Consider the following 18,736-nt stretch of genomic DNA (forward strand, 5'->3'; position numbering starts at 1 on the left):
TGTCCTTCCCTCTCTGGAAACCGTAAAAAGCATCTCGTGTCCTTGTCAGTGCCTGTTGGTTCAATAATTTTTTATATCTTACTATATATTCCCACAAAGTGCAATCAGTGATTTACATTTTTTTCTGACGCGGCAGTCCCGTTATGGGCAGCAAGAAACAGCCATACAAGCAATGCTGCGAGGCTGTATGCCGCTCCCATCATCAAAAACGTAAACCCGGCACCGGCATACCAAGTGGCGGACAGATGAATGATCACCCCGGTTATCGCTACGCCGACCAAAGCTCCGATTTGCCGGTTTGCATTTAACGCCGCACCGGCAATATTCGCATTCCTTTGCCCGGCAGCCTGCATGATCACAGTTGTCATGGCAGGAACTGTAATACCGGTACAGAGGTTCATGACAGACATCAAAACCGCCAGCTGCCAATAAGGAAAATCCGGAGAAATCAGCACAAACAACAGCAATGCAATGATACAGCTCACCGCCATTGAGACAAACATAAGCTGTCCGGCTTCAAATCGATTCGCCAGACGGGCAAACAGCAGATTGCCGATCACGAAGACCGCCATCATCGGCAGCAGCTCAACTCCGGCCATGAAGGAGTTTGCGCCTCCTGCTTCCTGCAAAAAAAGACTCAGCATAAACATGCCGCCAAAAAGAGCAAAGTTCAGCAAAAACCCGATAAATTGGGCCGCTGAGAAACGGCCGTTTTTATATAAGGACGCCGGCAGGATGGGTGTTTTCGCAGAAACTTCCCGCAACAAAAACAGCACAAATGCCAAAATCGCTGCAGTAAATGCTAGAAGAATCACAGGCGAGCGCCAGCCCGCTGAAGGGCCCTGTATCAATGCATAGGAAAAAAAGCCGAGAGCCATCATGCCAAGCAGATGCCCGGTGATGTTCATGCGGCCGGTTTTTCCCGGGACGCGGCTGAGAATTCGGTAAGCTGAAATGAGCGCAGCAGCCCCCAACGGCAAATTGATCAGAAAAATACTCTGCCAGCCCGCCAACTGTACCAGCACACCCCCGATAAAAGGCCCAAGGGCTGAAGCGGCGGAAACAAGCGCGGCCCACAGTCCAAACATTCTCGCCCGCACCCGATCATCAGGGTAAGAGGCAGCCAAAAGGCTGAGTGAGCTTGGCATAAACAAAGCTGCGCCAATTCCCTGTATAAGGCGTCCGGCAATCAGCATCTGCCCATTAAAGGATGCAGCGCATAGACAAGAGGCGAGAACAAAAACAGCTAAACCCAAGATATAGATCGTCTTCGATCCGAAACGGTCGGCCAAGGCTCCGCCCGCCAGCAGAAGCGACGCAAAAGTAAGAATGTACCCGTCCACAACCCACGTTACACCTGAAAGTGACATTGAAAGAGCGTTTTTCATATCCACCATCGCCACATTCACAACGGTTACATCAAGAGTAGCCATGAGAAAACCAAGAGCGAGCACGATCAGTACAGATATTCCTGTTGATGAATCTGTTTTGTGTAAAGATCCGCTGCTTTTCATTGCAATTGCCCTTTCATTTGCTCGTTTATCCAATCATCTATTTTTTCAAGATCATACAATTCCCCGACTCTGTCCATGACATGCTGCAAGGACTCTTCTCTCATGAGATTAGCCCATTTATCCTCGATTTCCGCCATGACTGTCTCCAGCACACAGTGACTTTCACCCTCGAATACAGATTGCAGCAGACCTTTTCCCTGATACATCGAACCTCTGCCTTCGACCGCTTGATAAATATCATAAAGCGTAATGTCCGCCAAAGGCTTTGTCAGGGTAAAACCGCCCTTCGTCCCTGGTAAGGATTCTGCCAAACCAGCTTGAACCAATGTTCTCATCAGCTTCTTCAAATAAGACGGAGACACGCGCAATCGCTGGCTTATTGTCTCTGACGTCAAAGAAGCCTGTACAGGCAGCCGTGACAGTAAAAGCAACACAGAAACCGCCTGCTCCATTCCAGATTTCATTTTCATCATACACACTCCTGATTCATTATGGATAACTATTATCCACAATAGATCCCTTAGCGGCTTTTGTCAATAAAAAAAGCAAAAGAAACGATTCATTTCTTTTGCTTGGTATGGTTAACAAATCTGCTTCAGTTCCTCTATGTATTGAAGCGCTTCGTCATATTCTTCATTTGTATATTTTTGCTTGCTTTTGATTGTAAAGACTTTTTCTTTCTTTTCCTCATCCTCAAGCCCGTCAAAGTAAAGGATCGTGGAAACCAGCTCTAAAAACCGTGATGAACGGCTGTTTACACTGTCGATATAGCCTTTCATATCCGGCATGTCCAGATCAGCATGGTCTAAAAATGCGGAGCCTGTCTCAGTAAGCGAATACCGGTATTGAAAGTAGCCGCCCTTTTTTTCCTTCACCTCATGCAGAAATCCAAGGTTGCACAGCTCTTCAATCTGGAGCGTCAGTTCCTCTGAATATGGTCCGTAAAAGTGAAAATCATATTTCTCATAGAAAGGAAACTGCATTTTCTTGGCGATATAAATCATTTTCTGCAGCTTCTTTCGCCCGATGATTTCTCCAGAATCCGAGAACACCTTCATCAGTTTTGCATGTTCTTTCAACAAATTCCCGACATCTCCTTTTTCCTTCTTTCCAATTTCTATGTCAGTCCCAGCAGCTGCCGGATTTTCATTTTCGCTTCCGGATGTTCAGAGCCGTCACAAATCAAGTCCTTTGGATAGTACAGCTTGTGGTCCGTCCGCCGTTTACCTGAGATGGATTCCACAATAGCCGACTGTCTGGACAGCTCTTTAATTTGGCCGTTTTGCGTCAAGAGATGGATCGGCAGACGCTCCTCTTCCTCTCCCGGCCGGTAAAAATCGTATGGCAGATCTGAAGAAGAATCAACGACCAAATAATAGCTCGGATCGATCCCCGCCTCTTTGAACAATGAAGTCAGCTCAAAATAAGCCGACATTTCTTCATTCGGATTGAATTCAACGTATTGGAACAGCTGGCGGTTAATGAATCTGCGGCACAAGTCGGATAAAATCGTGTCTTCTTCATCCTCCCAGGCTTGGAAGTAATACAAAATAATAGATTCATCCAGCTTTACATAATCCTCCAGTGTCAATTTCCCTTCAAAAATAGAATAGAAATGAACCGGAGCGTGAGTGAAGACATAGCCTTCATCGTGCAGCTGCTTCGCCCTGTGAAGAATCTTCGTTAAAATGACCTCTGCACTTCTGGTCACAGGATGGAAGTAGACCTGCCAGTACATTTGGTAACGGCTCATGATATAGTCTTCGACAGCGTGCATTCCGCTTTCTTTAATGACGATCTGATCCTCACGCGGCCGCATCACCCGAAGAATCCGCTCCATATCAAAATGGCCGTAGCTGACGCCCGTATAATATGCGTCACGCTGCAGGTAATCCATGCGGTCTGCGTCAATTTGACTCGAAATCAGGCTGACCACTTGCTTGTTTTTATATGTTTTGGCAATGACTTCAGCAACATCCTGAGGGAAACCCGGGCTCACCTTTCTGAGCACCTGATTAACCTCCGTGTCTCCCAAAATGATACCTCTTGTAAAATCCTCGTGGTCAAGGTGAAAGACCTTTTCAAATGAATGCGAGAACGGCCCGTGCCCGAGGTCATGAAGCAGCGCCGCGGCCAAACAGAGTTCGCGCTCACTGTCATCCCATTCAGGGCGGCCTTTAAAGACGTCATCAACCATTCTCCTGACAATTTCATAGACACCGAGAGAATGGTTGAACCGGCTGTGCTCAGCCCCATGGAACGTCAAATAGGTCGTGCCGAGCTGCTTAATTCTGCGGAGACGCTGAAATTCACGGGTTCCGATTAAATCCCATATCAGCTTGTCCCGAACATGAACATAGCGGTGCACCGGATCTTTAAACACTTTTTCTTCTGATAATTTTCCATTTGGATACGCCATCGTCATTCCCTCTTTTTTTTAGCCGTGTTTCTATTATATCGACTCTATTCTTTGAAAACATCCTTGAATTTGCCCGGCGATTTGTTCCATCTCCATGAAAAACACATCTTGTGAAGCAAAAAAGCCTGACCTGAGGGCCGAGGCTAAGAAAAAATATGTTTTTACTTTTTTATTTTCTTTTTTACTTTGTCAATTAGCTCATCCTCTGTCGGAGCTGACAGCGGGCGATTGTTCACAAAAGCAAATGATTTTTTCCGTCCGGGCCCGCAATAAGATTGGCATCCTACCTCAACCTTTGCGTCCGGGTCCACTTCTTTTAAACGCGGCAGCAATGTTTTGATATTAGTGGCTTGGCAATCATCACACACTCGAAATTCATTAGCCATGACGTACGCTTCCCTTCATTTCTATGTTCATCTATGTGAATAACCTAAAATCACGTTTCAAAAAAAAATCACATCACTCTTCATTTTACAAGGATTCGACTGTTCCTGCAAGCCGCTCCATCCTTCGTATCTCCTATTCTTTCAGCCAATTTGTATAAATATTTTCCAACCTGGACATTCTAATACCATGAAAAGAAAAATGGGAGTTGAGATAAATGACAAAACAACGACAAGACGCTTGGTCAGAAGAAAACGATCTGCTTTTAGCCGAAACAGTGCTTCGGCATGTGAGAGAGGGCAGCACTCAATTGAATGCCTTTGAAGAAGTCGGCGATAAATTAAACCGGACATCCGCAGCCTGCGGATTCAGATGGAACGCGGTGGTCCGCCATCAATATGAAAAAGCGCTTCAGCTTGCGAAGAAACAGCGAAAACAGCGGATGAGAGCGCTCGGAAACGGGCAGCCTGCGAAAAAAAGATTATTATATCAGCCTCCTGCCGTTGATCCTGAAATCATTCAAGAAACCGCTGCAGAGGAACCGGTCAAAACGGATGCTCCATCTGTCGAAAATGAGCAGCAGCCTTTAATGTCTGGCGAACATATGCCTTTTGTTGATGAAAGCTTTAAGGAAGAGTTAGCTAGTCTATCACACTTATTGTCTCCTCAAACGCCTGCAGCTGCGCCTGAGATGACGATGAATGATGTGATCCGCTTCCTGCAGAATTACGAAGGCAATAACGAGCAATCATCAGCATTAAAAATGGAAAACGAGCGTTTAAAGAAAGAAAATCAGGAATTGCAAAACAAAACAGAGCAGCTTGAGGCAGAAGTTCAAAAGCTTGAAAAAGACCAAAAAACGATCCAAGAAGATTATGAAACCTTAGTGAAAATTATGAACAGAGCCAGAAAGCTAGTTTTATTTGAAGAAGATGAACATGCCTCTCCGTCCTTCAAAATGGACCGGAACGGCAATTTAGAAAAATTAGCGGAATGACATAGAGAAATCCCAAAACGGGCAGCTGTTTTGGGATTTTCGCCATGTGCAAAATCCCCTTTTCTATTGAGAAAAGAGAATTTCCTCATTTTGCAGTTGGATCAGCTATTCTTGTAAAATGAGGCCAAGCTTATGTGAATCTATTAAGACATGTGGGCTACCTCGGCCGTTTTTTGTTTCCGAGGCGCAGCAGAAATGACCAAAAGCCCCAGCATCATAAGCGCAATGCCCAGCCACGAGGAAGGCGAAAGCATTTCCCCTATGAAAAACACGCCAAGCAATGAAGCCGTCAGCGGTTCAGCTAAAGACAGCGTGACCGCCGCCGAGGCCGGAACCCCGGTAAGCCCTTTCGCAAACAAAAAATATGCGGCACATGTTGCAATTAACCCGATGTAAAGGCTCGTTCCCAGTCCTCTAGGGGTCAATATCCACGAGATATCTGACTGCCATAGTAGCGGCGTCAGCAAGATGGCGCTGATCATAAAAACAACGGCGGAGGTCGCTCGCGGAGGCTGGGTTTTCATCATCGCTTTACTGATGAGCGTATAGCCCGCAAAAGAAGCGCCCGCTCCAAGCGCCATAAGAACACCAGCCACATCAATCCGAACATTGGAACTGTCGGAAAACAGAAGCCAGCAACCCGCTAAAGCCAGCACGGTCGCAATCCACCAGGAGTTTCGCGGGCGTTTCTTCAATACGGCCCACTCAAGGCTCCCGGCAATGATAGGCGCACTGCCGATAGCAATCACAGTTCCCACCGCAATTCCCGTTTCTTTAACAGCTGTGAAAAACAGCGGCTGGTAACACGCCATACAAACAGCAGCCGATAATACGAGCGGCCATGACCAATTTCTCACGTGAAGCTCCCGGCTGATCCAAACCGCAAGCAGCATGGCGCTTCCTCCTATTAATAACCTGAACGCTCCAAATGCCAGCGGTGTGGCGCTTTCTGGAGCCAACGCCTGAACGGTTCCCGTGGTCCCCCAGAAAAAAGCCGCAATCAATACAAAAAGGCTGTAAATATTCCCTTTCATCTGCCTCTCCCCTTTAATATGGATGCTGATGTCATTTTATCGTTTTTCTTTTTGTCACGGTTATCTGTATGTAAGAAGGATTTATCTGAAAATAAGATTATTGGGGTAAAATGCCGTTTGAGATAAAAAATGCATGCCGGCATATACAGCCGGCATGCGAAGAACGTTCACCCAAATACCTTTGCATTCCGTTCAGCCATCCGGACGAGGTTTTTCTCAAATTCCATTTCCTCATCAATGGACAGTCCCGCTGAGTATAGATGGGTGCTTAACGCTTTTAGTTCTGTCAGTAAAGCGAACATTAAGTCTTGTACGGAGATGTCTGTTTGCAGAAGCTCACTTAAGGACGCCATCGTTTCCGGACGTATATCCGGATAGACGCCTTTTTTATCATTTTGTTTGTCTTTCAGCGCCGCTAGGTAGAATCGTCTGATCAAGTCGGCCCTTTCACTGCCGCTTTTATCCGCACAGAGATAAATTTGAACAGCGACTCCGCCGCGAACGCGTCTCTGGGAGATGCCGGCGAACTTTTTGCCATTTATGCTGAGGTCATAGCTGCCGGGACAATAAGACCCTTCAATTTCATAGGCTTCGATCTTTGCGTTGTACGGTCTCAGCATTCGTCTCATCAGCTCGACCATCGCTTCATATCCTTTGTCTATATCGATGCCTTTCTTTTCGTCCTCGAATATGAGAGAGATATTTAAAACACCTTCATCCAATACGACAGCAAGACCGCCAGAATTGCGTACGATCACACGGTATCCTTCGCTCTCCAGCAAGGAAATGCCATCCTGCAAAAACGGGAGGCGTGTATCCTGTATCCCAAGGACAATCGTATCGTGGTGCACCCATGAGCGCGCTGTCGCCGGCGACACGCCTTTTCCGACAGACATGCACAGCGTATCATCCATTGCGAAGGATTGCTTCGCATCAAATAAAGGGCCGAGACTGGATTGGTCAATGACTCTCCATTTCGGCTGCATCAGTAAATCAATCGGTTGGTTTGCCATCTATGTAAAACCCTTTCATGTTAGGCTTATGAACAAAAACTATTATATCATTTCAGTCGCTGCGATTGATAATTGCTTTTCAGCATCGTAATAAAAATTTCTTTATTTTTGGTATTCTCCATGAGAGGAGAATGGATGTAAGACAGTTTGCGCTTTAACGAGAAATCTTTAATATGCAGAATTGAAATGTCGCGGTGGATCAAATCCTTATGGAGCACGCTTCTGGATAGAACCGAGAGTCCCATGCCGCTGATCACCGCTTCCTTTACACCTTGGTTGCTGCTGATGGTGAACATTGATTTCGGCCGAAGTCCATTTGAACTGAGCACATGATCGAGATATTCTCTCGTCCCGGAGCCTTTCTCTCTTGTCACCCACGCTTCGTTTTGCAAGTCGCTGATCGAAATATCTCTCCGTCCGGCCAGCGGGTGCTGATTTGGAGCGGCAATGCACATTTCATCCTCCATGAACGGCTCAATTTCCAGCTCATTCTCGTTTGTATGTCCTTCGATCAGCCCGATATCAGCCTGAAGCATCCGCACACGCTCGCTGACCTCCTCTGTATTGCCAATCATGACATCGAGATTCAGCTCTGGATACAGCTTTTGCAGCTGGGCCAATAGCGGCGGAAGAATATACTCTCCGATTGTAAAGCTTGCAGCGATTTTCAATTCACCCTTCACATAGTGATGATGCGCATAGATTTCAGCCTTGGCTTGTTCGTAGAGAAACACCATTTGCTTTGCTCTTTGATATAAAATGTCTCCTGTAGGCGTTGTCGTAAAGTGTTTTGGCGACCTGTTCAGAAGAGCCGTTTGAAATTCTTTCTCAAGATTTTTGATATGCAGACTGACGCTGGGCTGGGAGATCATCAGCTTTTCCGCCGCTTTTGTGAAGTTTTTTTCTTCTACCACCGCTATAAACGTTTTCAGCACGTCGTAATACAAAAACCCCACCCCTGTCATTAATGAAATATATGGTTATGATTAGTTTTCTTTATTGTACTCATATCATCCGTCTTGGTAAAGAAGGCTATACGGAAGCACAAAAAAGGCAGCCCTCAGTCGAGAGCTGCCATCGTCTTCATTTTTATTACAGTGCTTGCGCCGCTGTAATTAATGCGAGATTGTAAACATCTTCAGCGTTACATCCTCTTGAAAGGTCGTTTACAGGCATATTTAAGCCTTGCAGGATTGGTCCTACAGCTTCAAAGTTGCCCAAACGCTGAGCGATTTTATAGCCGATGTTTCCTGCTTCAAGGCTTGGGAAAACGAATACGTTAGCGTCCCCTTTGATTTCGGAATCCGGCGCTTTTTTCTCAGCTACAGATGGAACAAATGCAGCATCAAATTGGAATTCGCCGTCAAGTGTCAGTTCAGGCGCTTTTTCTTTCGCGATTTTCACTGCATCCGCTACTTTTTCGGTTTCATCAGATTTTGCTGAGCCTTTTGTAGAGAAGCTGAGCATTGCCACGCGAGGCTCAATGTCGAACATTTTTGCCGTATTGGCACTTTCGATCGCAATCTCGGCAAGATCTTGGCTGTCAGGCGCAATGTTGATCGCGCAATCTGCGAATACGTATTGCTCTTCTCCGCGAGCCATGATGAACACGCCGGAAGTCTTTTTCACGCCTTCTTTTGTTTTGATGATTTGAAGAGCCGGGCGGACAGTGTCAGCAGTTGAGTGAGCCGCTCCGCTTACGAGTCCGTCTGCAAGGCCTTTATACACCAGCATTGTACCGAAGTAGTTCTCGTCTAATAACGCTTTGCGAGCCTGTTCTTCTGTCGCTTTGCCTTTGCGGCGTTCTACAAATGCTTGTACAAGGTCTTCCATGCCTTCATATGTATGAGGATCATAAATCTTAACGCCGTCCAGCGTAAGGTTCAATTCTTTTGCTTTTGCTTGGATCTCATTTTCATTGCCGATCACAATCGGATTCAGCACTTTGTTTCCTGCAAGCTTGCTGACCGCTTCTAAAATACGCTCGTCTAAGCCTTCAGGAAATACAATTTTAACGTCTTTTCCAGCTACTTTTTCTTGCACTGTTGAAAATAAATCTGCCACAATAAAACCTCCTCAAAAAGTTACAAAAACGCTTTCTTTTACTAGCATACTCTTCTTCCAATCAAATTCAAACAGCCAACTTTCATTATAGCGCTTTCATAAAAAAATCTTATTTTTCTAACTAATTTAAGTGACTCAATCTTCCCTTATAGGTTCTTCTATTTTGATGGAGTTATACGGAAGGGATGTTCAAGGTTTCTACACAGTAGAATCGGATAAACTATGGTATAGTGAAGGCAATCATGAAAAGATAATGGGAGTGAAGATAAATGAGTGAACAGCAAATGACGAATGAAGCTGCAAAAACGCTTGACGGCTGGTATGCGCTTCATGATTTCCGCACAATGGATTGGACTTCTTGGAAGCTTCTGTCCAGTGATGAGCGCCAATCTATCATACATGAATTCACCGGGTTGCTTGAAAAATGGGGCGTAGCCCAAAAAGAAGGAAAAGGATCCCAAACTCTTTACAGCATCGTCGGCCAAAAAGCTGATTTTATGCTGATGATCCTTCGTCCTACAATGGAAGAATTAAATCAAATTGAGCTCGAATTCAACAAATCAAGACTTGCTGAGTTCACCATGCCGGCATACTCCTACGTATCAGTGGTAGAGCTGAGCAACTACTTGGCAAGCGGTGACGGCGATCCTTACGAAAATCCGCATGTGCGCGCACGCCTTTACCCTGAACTGCCGGAATCTAAATATGTATGCTTCTATCCAATGGATAAAAGAAGATCCGGCAACGACAACTGGTATATGCTTTCAATGGAAGAACGCAGAAACTTGATGAGAAGCCACGGTTTAATCGGCCGCAGCTATGCGGGCAAAGTCAAACAGATCATCACCGGCTCTGTCGGCTTTGACGATTACGAGTGGGGCGTTACATTATTCAGCGATGATGTCCTTCAATTCAAGAAGCTTGTGTATGAAATGCGTTTTGACGAAGTCAGCGCTCGCTATGGCGAATTTGGTTCGTTCTTTGTCGGCAATCACCTTTCGCTTGATACACTTCCTCAATTCCTATATGTATAATATCCCCTCCCGCCCTATCCGGCGGGAGTTTTTCAATCCACCTTTATCAGAATTTAAATAAAATTTGCTATTTTCTTCGTTTTTTCTTACGATGTAGATAATAATCCAATTTTTTCAAAGGGGTGCAGTGATTTGTCAAAACGAACCGCATTTGTTATGGGAGCCAGTCAAGGGATCGGGAAAGCAATCGCTCTGAAATTAGCAGACCAGCATTTTTCCCTCGTCATTAATTCGCGAAATTTGGATAATATTGAATCTGTCAAAGAAGACATTTTAGCCAAGCATCCTGAGGCGAGCGTCATTGTCCTTGCGGGGGATATGTCTGACCAGCATACGAGAGCGGGCATTTTTCAGGCAATCGAATCTCAATGCGGACGGCTTGATGTTCTGATTAATAATATCCCGGGCGGCGCGCCTGACACATTTGATAACTGCAATATAGACGATATGACGGCCACGTTCACTCAAAAGACCGTTGCCTATATTGACGCAATCAAGCGCGCTTCCTCACTGATGAAACAAAACGAGTTTGGCAGAATCATCAACATTGTCGGAAATCTGTGGAAAGAACCCGGCGCCAACATGTTCACAAACAGTATGATGAATGCCGCTTTAATTAACGCCAGTAAAAATATTTCCATCCAGCTTGCTCCTCACAACATTACTGTCAACTGTCTGAATCCTGGTTTTATCGCTACGGACCGTTATCATCAATTTGTGGAAAATGTGATGAAAAAAAACAGCATATCCAAACAGGAAGCAGAGGAACAGATCGCTTCCGGGATTCCGATGAAACGGGTCGGATCAGCCGAAGAAACCGCAGCGCTCGCCGCGTTTCTTGCTTCTGAGGAAGCCTCCTACATCACAGGACAGCAAATTTCTGCTGATGGCGGCAGCATGAAAAGCATATAAAAAACATCCCGCTTTTTAGCGGGATGTTTCTTGTAATGACCCGAACGGCAGGTTCAGCTTTTGAATCCGCATGACAAATTCCCTCAGATCCTCCTGCTTCGACACCATTGATATTCTGACATGTCTTTTTCCGTTGCTTCCGAAAATTTCGCCCGGTGTGACTACGACATGGGCATGCTCCAGCAAGTAATCGGAAAATTGGTGAGATGTCTCAAACGTATTCGGAATTTCTGCCCATACGTAAAAGGTTCCTTTTGGCTTTTCCATCTTCCAGCCCAATTCCTTTTCGCAAAGCGCCGTAAAAAAGTCAATTCGTTCCTTATAAATTCGTTTCAACGATTCCGTTTGCTCCGGATCTCCGGAAAGCGCCGCACTCGCCGCCTGCTGCAGCCCGCCGAACATGCCGACAAATACATGATCCTGAAATTCATTGACGGCTTGAATGATCTTTTCATTCCCAACCGCAAACGCCATTCTCCAGCCGGCCATATTAAATGTTTTTGAAAATGAATAAAGCTCTGCTCCGACAGCCTTGGCATCCTCTGCCTCTAGAAAGCTTGCCGGTTTTTGATCGAATTCAAACGCCCCGTATGCAAAATCATGAATCAAATGGATATGATGCTCTTTCGCAAAAGCAGCCGCTTTTGCATAAAAAGCCGCATCGGCCACAGCTCCAGTGGGGTTATTTGGATAGTTTAAAAACATGAGCTTCGCTTTTTCCAGCACGGCAGGATCAATCTTTTCAAAATCCGGCAGATAGCCATTTTCCTCATACAGCGGCATTTCGTGAAGCTCAGCCCGCGCCATCGTAATCCCTGATAAGTATTCAGGGTAGCCCGGATTCGGAACCAAGGCGATGTCTCCCGGATTGAGCAGGCATTGTGTCAGCACATACAAGCCGGCTTTCCCGCCCCCGAAAAGCGCAACTTCTGTTTCAGGATTGACTGACACCCCATATTCTCTTTTATAGAAAGCAGCGATGGCTTCCTTCAAAAAAGGATAACCTCTGAATGGGCCGTATCCGTGAAACGAAGGGTTTAGAGACGCCTCCCGCAAAGCCTCCACAATATGCGGCGGAGTGGGAAGGTCAGGGTTCCCCTGTCCGAGATTAATGATATGGGCCCCCGTTTTTTCCAATTCCTTTACCTTTTGAAAAACGAGAGAAAACTCCTGCCTTGGAAGTGTCTTGATGACATCGGACGGTGTTATTTCCATCTAAAAGACTCCTTTTTGCTCCGTTTTGTTATCCCGTTCCAAAAACGATTTGTTGACGAGCTTCGTATGCAGAAACAATCCGCATACAATCACAACAATCAGCCCCATAATGACCGGAGCGCTTAAGACGTTGATGAACATTGAACCAACAGAAATGCATAATCCGATAGACGCTTCAGCCACCGAAAAAATGCGCCCTTGAATCTGGTTTGCCGCATTTTCCTGAACCTTCACTTTTGCAAGCACTTCCCCGTATTCCATCGCGATGAAAAAGAGGATCGCCGCGATGATAGAAACAGCGAATATCGGCGTGAATAAAAACAGCGCCAGCGAAACAATCGATAAAACGGTAAAGTACGTCAGGCCTCTATTGTTGTTAAAGCCCCATTTGCTGACAAGCGCCGCTCCGATAAAGCCGCCGAAGCCGATGCAGAATGTGAGGATAAAGTTGCCGATCTCCCCATCACCAAGAAAGCGGCTGACAATCGGAAAATAGCTGTACACAATTCCCCACAGCACAGCCATTGTAATCATCGTAAACATGGCGTTTAATACGAATGCATTGCTTTTGATTTCCTTGAGTCCTTCCTTAAAAGACTGAAAGGCCTCTTTTATGTTTTCAGATTGAATCGGCACAAATTGCAGCTTGATACGGCTGATAAAAAATGCCGAAACCAGGTATGTCACACCGTTAAAGGCAACAGCCAGCTCCACAGATCCGCCTAAAAGAAAGAGCCCTCCGGCAGCCGCCCCGACGATAATGGAAATGGTTGTCGCTTTTGCAAATAACGTGTTGATGCTTTTAATATCTGATTCCAAGGACGACATGACAGCGAGACGGGCGGGATTAAAAAACACGCCGCTCCCATAAGAAATAAACAGCAAGGCCAGAAAAATCAGCGGATACTCGCCTTTTGGAAGAAATGTGAGCCCCAAAAAGATGATGCCTCTGATGATATCCGTCCACAGCATGATCTTAATTCTGTCTAACCGGTCAACCAGAACCCCCAAAAACGGCTGAAACACCATTGGAATGCTTCTGACCACGATGACCCCGGACGTCACCCAATAATCGTGATAATATGTAGACAAAATAAGCAGGGCAGGGAGAACACAATAGTCTCCCATGAACGATAGCGCCTGCCCGTAAAGCAAGTATTTAGAGTTGGGTTTCAGCTGTTTCATACTGGCAGCACATACTTTGCCGTCAGCTTTGCATGCTGCTGAATTTGCCTGATTGATTCAGCCACATCCTGTGAATTGCTGCCTTTCAGTTCAAATGCAGCGATGGAGTTGAAAGCTTCGAACAGTGTCAAATCAACTGAAGTTCCTGGCGCTGCGGCCGAAAAAGCAACGATTTCAGTATCCCCTTTTAAAAGCCCGTCCGGAATATCGATCGCTTCAATGACCAAATCCTCAGCAGTTTCAGGAATTTGGCCGTTTTGTTTAAAATGCTGCGGGTACAAATGGCAGTCGGCAACATAGTAAGGCTCTTGATCCAATAATCCGTCCGGCAGATCGGCGTCTTTTCCGAAGCAGAGGACATCTAATAATAATTGCGCCATATCAAGGCCGAAGACCTTTTTAATATTAGGGATCATATTCCAGCCTGCGAATCTGGCTGCCGACTCTATTAAACCCGGTTCTCTGTTTTTCATTAGCTTGATCTCTGTATGTGTTGCGCAATTTTGCAGGCCAAGCCCTTCATTTGCCTTTTTGGCGGCTTCGACAATTTTCTTTTTCGCCTCTTCATCCAGAATGGACGGCGTAATGTGGGATGTTTCTGTAAATCCGATTTGCGGCGTTTTGTCATGAATGGCAATCGGGAAATACTCACCGTCAGCCATGATGCCTTCGATGCTGATATAGTCGGAGTACCCTTCTGTTTGATACCAATCTCCATACTCACCCTGTAAAAATTCTTCAGCGATAAACGGCGCTTCAAACGTGACCGCCTTTGGCACGTTAATCGACTTCAGGTAGTCATTGACTCTGTTAAATTCATCTTCTGCCGTCTCAGTGTCCGTAATCAGCGTGACGCCGATTGAACTCGCTAAGTATGTAGGCTTTAAAATAAGAGGTGTGCCGATCTCTTCAAGTGCGGCACGGAAATCCTCAAGAGTTGTGACACGTTTGTTTTTGATTGATTTGACTCCAGCCTTATTAAAAGCGTCTCTCATTTTATTTTTATCTCTGGCATTTTCGGCTGCCTGCACGCCGGCACCTCTCAGGCCCAGACGTTCACAGGCTTTCGCCATCGGGGCAATGAATAATTCATTGTTTGTTGTGATGGCATCCACCCCGAACATTTCGGCAACCTTGACGATTTGCTCGACAACCTCTTCTTCTGGCTTGTCATGATCCTCATGCGCCCAGTAAATGGAATCAGGATGCTCAAAATCAGCTAAACTCTTAAAATAGTCTTTATCTTTTATGACCGCGACCGAGTATTTTTCAATCAATGCTGCATGAGAGGCTGTAATTGCAAAAGGCCTTGGAATAAAGCTGACCAGGTTATATTTTTCAGCAGCGCTTTTATAAAACATGTGCGGCGGGCAGCCTCCAAGATCAGCAATGACCAATACTGTTTTTCTCTCCATATGTAAAACACTCCTTCTCTATTGTGCGGTGTATCCTCCGTCTGCGGTGATGGCGCTTCCGGTCATATAGCTTGATAAATCCGAGGCTAAAAACAGCATCACATTTGCGATTTCTTCAGGTTTTCCAAGCCTCAGCAGCGGATTTACCTTCGCCTTTTCTTTTTTGATCTCTTCAAGTGTGCCTTCATTATTTTCAAGGAATGATTTTTCATTCAGCGGTGTGTCGATAATCCCTGGGCATACGCAGTTGACGCGAATTTGATGCTTCGCATAATCAACGGCCATTGATTTAGTCAGCTGCAAAACGCCGCCTTTGCTGGCATTATAGGCAGGAATATCAGGCCATGCCACGAGTCCGCCGACTGAGCATGTATTAATGATGTTGCCCTTGCCGGCAGCCAGCATATGCTTGAGTGCGTGTTTGCTCATTAAAAACGTGCCGGTCAAATTGACTTGCAGCACCTTGTTCCAATCGCTGAGCTCCATCTCGTGAATGGGCGCCACGATTTCGATGCCTGCATTATTAATCAATACATCCAGCCCGCCAAATGTATCGACCGCCGATTCAACAGCGTGTTGACAGGCAGCTTCGTCTGTAATGTCCGTTTGCACAAAGTGCAGCCTGTCATTATTTTCTTTCCGTACCATTGCTTCTCCCTGCTTCTCGTCAATATCAGCCACAACCACATTGGCCTGCTGGTTCAAAAAAGCCTGAACCGCAGCATAACCGATCCCTGATGCGCCTCCTGTTATGAGGACGGTTTTATCGGTGAGGTTCATGATCATTCATCCGCCTTCATTTTTTTTGCTTTTGCCCTGTTATAGCGCGGCGGGAAGAAGATATTAATCGATTTTGATTCTTTTTCTGAACGGTTGATGGCACCATGATCTTCGCGAGGCTCACAGAAATAGGCTGTGCCGAATTTCATCTCGACTGTGCAGCCTTCGACCGTCATGTCATAGCCGCCGCCGATGCAGATGCCGATTTGTTCATTCCGATGTTTATGGAAAGGCATTTCCCCGCCGTTTCCAGGGATTTTGGCAAGCATAATTTCTACCCAATCCTCAACAAAAAACGTGACTTCCATGCCCGGCAGCAGGTCTCTTGTTTTGAAAATATCCAAAAAGTAGTCCTCAGGACTTGTATATGTTTCATCAGCTTTCAGCCGCTTGATATCAATAGCAATCACTTCTTGGTCTGTGTCGTTTCTTGCCCCGTGAGGCACATGCGGCGGCGCGATATAGGCAGATTCCAAGGCTGTCATTTTTCTTGTCACATCTCCGACAGTCATCATCAGCTCGCCGGAAACGACCATGCCGATTTGGACCTCCTTATGCTGATGGGGTTCAACATTGGTATGCGGCGGGACGTAAGACATTAATACTTCAGTATCCCCTCGTACGGTTGAATACTGTCTCACTCCGTTTTCCCATTCAATTAATTTCGGAGTCGGGAAATAAAGCTCCTGCATATCTTCTTTAGTTTTCATCATCAACGTCTCCTTTTCCAAATAATGACCAGCTCATTGGAATGCTTTTGAATGTTTTCACAAAGGTTAGCCCGTACTTTTGCCGTGCAAGCTCATTGGTTAAGGCAATATCATACAAGCCTTCTTTTACTTTTCTTGCAGCTTGGCTGGTCGAATTGACCAGTTTGAAACGTACATCTTTGCGGGTAAAATATTTGATTAAATTAATAGGTGATGGATGTGAAACAACAACAGATGTATCAAGCATATCGTCTCTGAATTCAAAGTCAGGACGAACAGCCAGGCCGTACATCGGTGTATCGCACCTGAAGATCTGCAATAGCTGCAAATCCGGCCTCATGTAGAAATGCTTAATGCCGTCGTAAGCGTGTGGGACGATGGTATATTCCAGCGGGCTTTGGAGTGTCCTTTCAATGCATGATTCAAAAGTATCATGCAAGGACAATTTACTGTTCAGCCCTTGTAGAAGAGTAAAATTGGAAATGAAATGCTTTGCTGCGTACTCACTGCTTGTCCCCTCAGGGCCGAGCGTGTTGACTGTAATGAGTTTGGATAGTGAATCAGTTCTTTTTTTTGTCTGAATGCTATTATCCAATATAATCATGAGCACCAACCAATCTTTTAAAATTTTAAGTAAATTTTATCCAGCGGCAATTGAACTGTCAATGTTTTTTGAAAATATTGATAATTATTCCCATACAAACAAAAAAACCCTTAACAAAGGGTTTTTAATTATAGGAAATTAGAAACTTTGTTTATTGAGATAAGGACTGATCGGCCTTCTGCTCATGCTTGCCGTATTTTTTATATGCGAATACACTGAGCACACAACCGAGCACTGTGATGGCGGCGCAAATCAATCCGACGGCTGCATAGCCATATGCCACATATACAGGTCCCATCAAAGCAGATCCTAATGTCACGGCCAGATTAGAGGCGAGACTGTAAAACGCCATGATTTTTCCGCGATGACGCTCTGAGCAGTCACTCAAAATGGTGCTGAGCAGCGTCACCGTCAAGCTTTGCATTAATCCCCATATAAATAGGCTGGCAATTAACAGAAACATTGACGCCGGCGCATATGGTAAACATGCCAGCAAAACGCTGATGACCCCCAGCGCAATCAATAGGGAGCGCATTTTTCCGATGCGGTCGGCTATCTTTCCTGTAATTACACTCATGGAAAATCCAATTCCGTAAATCATGATAAATAAGCCCGCAGCTGTGTTTCCTCCGGTAAAAACGTCCTGAAGATAGGTGCCTAAAAAGGAATACATACCGTAAAATCCAATCATATTACAAAAGGTAATCGTGATATAAACAGGTACACGCGGGACTTTCAGCGCATCCCGGAATGTTCCTGCCGGCTCTTCTTTTTCTGCCTTGCCGCTTATTTGATGCTGGGCATGACGGCGCATTTCAAGAAGAATCAGCAGGACGACGAAAGCGCCCATCAAGGCGAAAATCCAAAATGTCCATCTCCAATGCAGGACGCCGCCGATAAATGATCCGAGCGGCACTCCAAAAATCAGCGCCAGTGACCAGCTTGAAACGATCAGCCCCATCACCTTGCCCCGGTATGTATAAGGAACACGATCACCGACAACGGCGTAAGCGGTCGGCACAAACGCTCCCGCAGCCAATCCCGAAAGCGCCCGGCCTAAAAAGAAGAAAAAGATATTTTGACTCAAAGCGCATATCACTGTTCCTATGATAAAGATCATAAGCCCGGCCAATAAACTCAGTTCTCTGGAGTATTTATCGCCTAATGGAACCAAAAGCGGCGCACCGATAAAAATCATAATGCCATAAATACTGATAGATAATGCAAGGACACTGACATCTGAGCTGAAGGCTTTTGCTAAATCCGGCAGCAGCGGGGAGATCACAAGCTCTTCAGATCCGGCCGCAAATACCCCCATCGTTAATGCCAGTGCTAACAATAGCGGAAAATGATGTTTTGTTTTGATGTCATTGTTTTGATTGCTGTTCATTCTTTGTCAAACACCTCTTCCATAATCTTCTTATCATAAAGTTGTATTATAGTTTAGCATTGTTTT

The 18,736-nt window shown here is 45.6% G+C and carries 19 protein-coding genes and 1 other annotated feature (1 of these 20 only partly in view); of the genes, 3 read left to right on the forward strand and 16 right to left on the reverse strand.

The window, feature by feature from the left end:
* Positions 1 to 58 (reverse strand) — a binding site (T-box leader); it reaches 171 nt to the left of the window's first position.
* A gap of 46 nt (positions 59 to 104) precedes the next feature.
* The 5 genes from BLL41_RS09950 to BLL41_RS09970 all read right to left on the reverse strand — a co-directional run bounded on the left by BLL41_RS09950 (position 105) and on the right by BLL41_RS09970 (position 4,319).
* A complete protein-coding gene (locus BLL41_RS09950) occupies positions 105 to 1,514 on the reverse strand; it encodes an MFS transporter (RefSeq protein ID WP_071577710.1) in 1,410 nt (469 codons plus the stop codon).
* On the reverse strand, positions 1,511 to 1,984 hold the full coding sequence (locus BLL41_RS09955) for an Rrf2 family transcriptional regulator (RefSeq protein ID WP_071577711.1): 474 nt from the start codon (positions 1,982 to 1,984) through the stop codon (positions 1,511 to 1,513). Before BLL41_RS09955 ends, BLL41_RS09950 begins: the two co-directional genes overlap by 4 nt.
* 111 nt (positions 1,985 to 2,095) lie before the next feature.
* Positions 2,096 to 2,596: a YwgA family protein gene (locus BLL41_RS09960; protein ID WP_003227524.1), complete on the reverse strand. Its 501-nt coding sequence runs from the start codon at positions 2,594 to 2,596 to the stop codon at positions 2,096 to 2,098.
* A 35-nt stretch (positions 2,597 to 2,631) separates the two neighbouring features.
* On the reverse strand, positions 2,632 to 3,933 hold the full coding sequence (locus tag BLL41_RS09965) for an HD domain-containing protein (protein WP_071577712.1): 1,302 nt from the start codon (positions 3,931 to 3,933) through the stop codon (positions 2,632 to 2,634).
* Positions 3,934 to 4,094: 161 nt separating this feature from the next.
* Positions 4,095 to 4,319 carry a YuzB family protein gene (locus BLL41_RS09970; RefSeq protein ID WP_003222050.1) on the reverse strand — a complete coding sequence of 75 codons (225 nt, stop codon included), beginning with the start codon at positions 4,317 to 4,319 and terminating at the stop codon, positions 4,095 to 4,097.
* 215 nt (positions 4,320 to 4,534) lie between these two features.
* Between BLL41_RS09970 and rsfA the strand changes: the two genes are divergently transcribed.
* Positions 4,535 to 5,314, forward strand: coding sequence for a prespore-specific transcription regulator RsfA (rsfA, locus tag BLL41_RS09975; RefSeq protein ID WP_071577713.1), 780 nt, complete (start codon positions 4,535 to 4,537; stop codon positions 5,312 to 5,314).
* Between the two features lie 143 nt (positions 5,315 to 5,457).
* Here rsfA and BLL41_RS09980 read toward each other — a convergent pair whose 3' ends face one another.
* From BLL41_RS09980 to pta, 4 genes are all read right to left on the reverse strand, one after another.
* Positions 5,458 to 6,348, reverse strand: coding sequence for a carboxylate/amino acid/amine transporter (locus BLL41_RS09980; RefSeq protein WP_071577714.1), 891 nt, complete (start codon positions 6,346 to 6,348; stop codon positions 5,458 to 5,460).
* A gap of 167 nt (positions 6,349 to 6,515) precedes the next feature.
* The gene (gene ywfL / locus BLL41_RS09985) at positions 6,516 to 7,361 is read right to left on the reverse strand and encodes an octanoyl-[GcvH]:protein N-octanoyltransferase (protein ID WP_071577715.1); all 846 of its coding nucleotides are present in this window, start codon (positions 7,359 to 7,361) and stop codon (positions 6,516 to 6,518) included.
* 47 nt (positions 7,362 to 7,408) lie between these two features.
* Complete coding sequence (gene cysL, locus BLL41_RS09990) at positions 7,409 to 8,308, reverse strand: cysJI operon transcriptional regulator CysL (RefSeq protein ID WP_071577716.1); 900 nt, start codon at positions 8,306 to 8,308, stop codon at positions 7,409 to 7,411.
* Between the two features lie 145 nt (positions 8,309 to 8,453).
* On the reverse strand, positions 8,454 to 9,425 hold the full coding sequence (gene pta / locus BLL41_RS09995; protein WP_003235941.1) for a phosphate acetyltransferase: 972 nt from the start codon (positions 9,423 to 9,425) through the stop codon (positions 8,454 to 8,456).
* 269 nt (positions 9,426 to 9,694) lie between these two features.
* Here pta and hemQ point away from each other — a divergent pair, with 269 nt between their 5' ends.
* Positions 9,695 to 10,459 (forward strand): hydrogen peroxide-dependent heme synthase, encoded by a 765-nt coding sequence (hemQ, locus tag BLL41_RS10000; RefSeq protein ID WP_071577717.1) that lies wholly within the window; start codon positions 9,695 to 9,697, stop codon positions 10,457 to 10,459.
* 132 nt (positions 10,460 to 10,591) lie between these two features.
* A complete protein-coding gene (gene bacG / locus BLL41_RS10005; protein WP_071577718.1) occupies positions 10,592 to 11,371 on the forward strand; it encodes an NADPH-dependent reductase BacG in 780 nt (259 codons plus the stop codon).
* 15 nt (positions 11,372 to 11,386) lie between these two features.
* Here bacG and bacF read toward each other — a convergent pair whose 3' ends face one another.
* The 7 genes from bacF to BLL41_RS10040 form a co-directional block, all read right to left on the reverse strand.
* Complete coding sequence (gene bacF, locus BLL41_RS10010) at positions 11,387 to 12,586, reverse strand: transaminase BacF (RefSeq protein WP_071577719.1); 1,200 nt, start codon at positions 12,584 to 12,586, stop codon at positions 11,387 to 11,389.
* Positions 12,587 to 13,771, reverse strand: coding sequence for a bacilysin exporter BacE (gene bacE / locus BLL41_RS10015; RefSeq protein WP_071577720.1), 1,185 nt, complete (start codon positions 13,769 to 13,771; stop codon positions 12,587 to 12,589).
* On the reverse strand, positions 13,768 to 15,186 hold the full coding sequence (gene bacD / locus BLL41_RS10020) for an alanine--anticapsin ligase (protein WP_071577721.1): 1,419 nt from the start codon (positions 15,184 to 15,186) through the stop codon (positions 13,768 to 13,770). Before bacD ends, bacE begins: the two co-directional genes overlap by 4 nt.
* Before the next feature lie 18 nt (positions 15,187 to 15,204).
* Entirely contained in the window at positions 15,205 to 15,966 is a 762-nt protein-coding gene (gene bacC / locus BLL41_RS10025; protein WP_069838483.1) for a dihydroanticapsin 7-dehydrogenase, read from the reverse strand.
* Positions 15,967 to 15,968: 2 nt separating this feature from the next.
* The gene (gene bacB, locus BLL41_RS10030) at positions 15,969 to 16,676 is read right to left on the reverse strand and encodes a 3-((4R)-4-hydroxycyclohexa-1,5-dien-1-yl)-2-oxopropanoate isomerase (protein WP_003244300.1); all 708 of its coding nucleotides are present in this window, start codon (positions 16,674 to 16,676) and stop codon (positions 15,969 to 15,971) included.
* Positions 16,666 to 17,280: a prephenate decarboxylase gene (gene bacA, locus BLL41_RS10035; RefSeq protein ID WP_040081502.1), complete on the reverse strand. Its 615-nt coding sequence runs from the start codon at positions 17,278 to 17,280 to the stop codon at positions 16,666 to 16,668. The genes bacB and bacA overlap by 11 nt, the downstream gene beginning before the upstream one ends.
* 151 nt (positions 17,281 to 17,431) lie before the next feature.
* Positions 17,432 to 18,670 (reverse strand): MFS transporter, encoded by a 1,239-nt coding sequence (locus tag BLL41_RS10040; RefSeq protein ID WP_071577722.1) that lies wholly within the window; start codon positions 18,668 to 18,670, stop codon positions 17,432 to 17,434.
* Positions 18,671 to 18,736 lie beyond the last annotated feature (66 nt).

Origin of the sequence: Bacillus sp. FMQ74 (assembly GCF_001875785.1) — a bacterium.
GTDB lineage: Bacteria > Bacillota > Bacilli > Bacillales > Bacillaceae > Bacillus > Bacillus stercoris.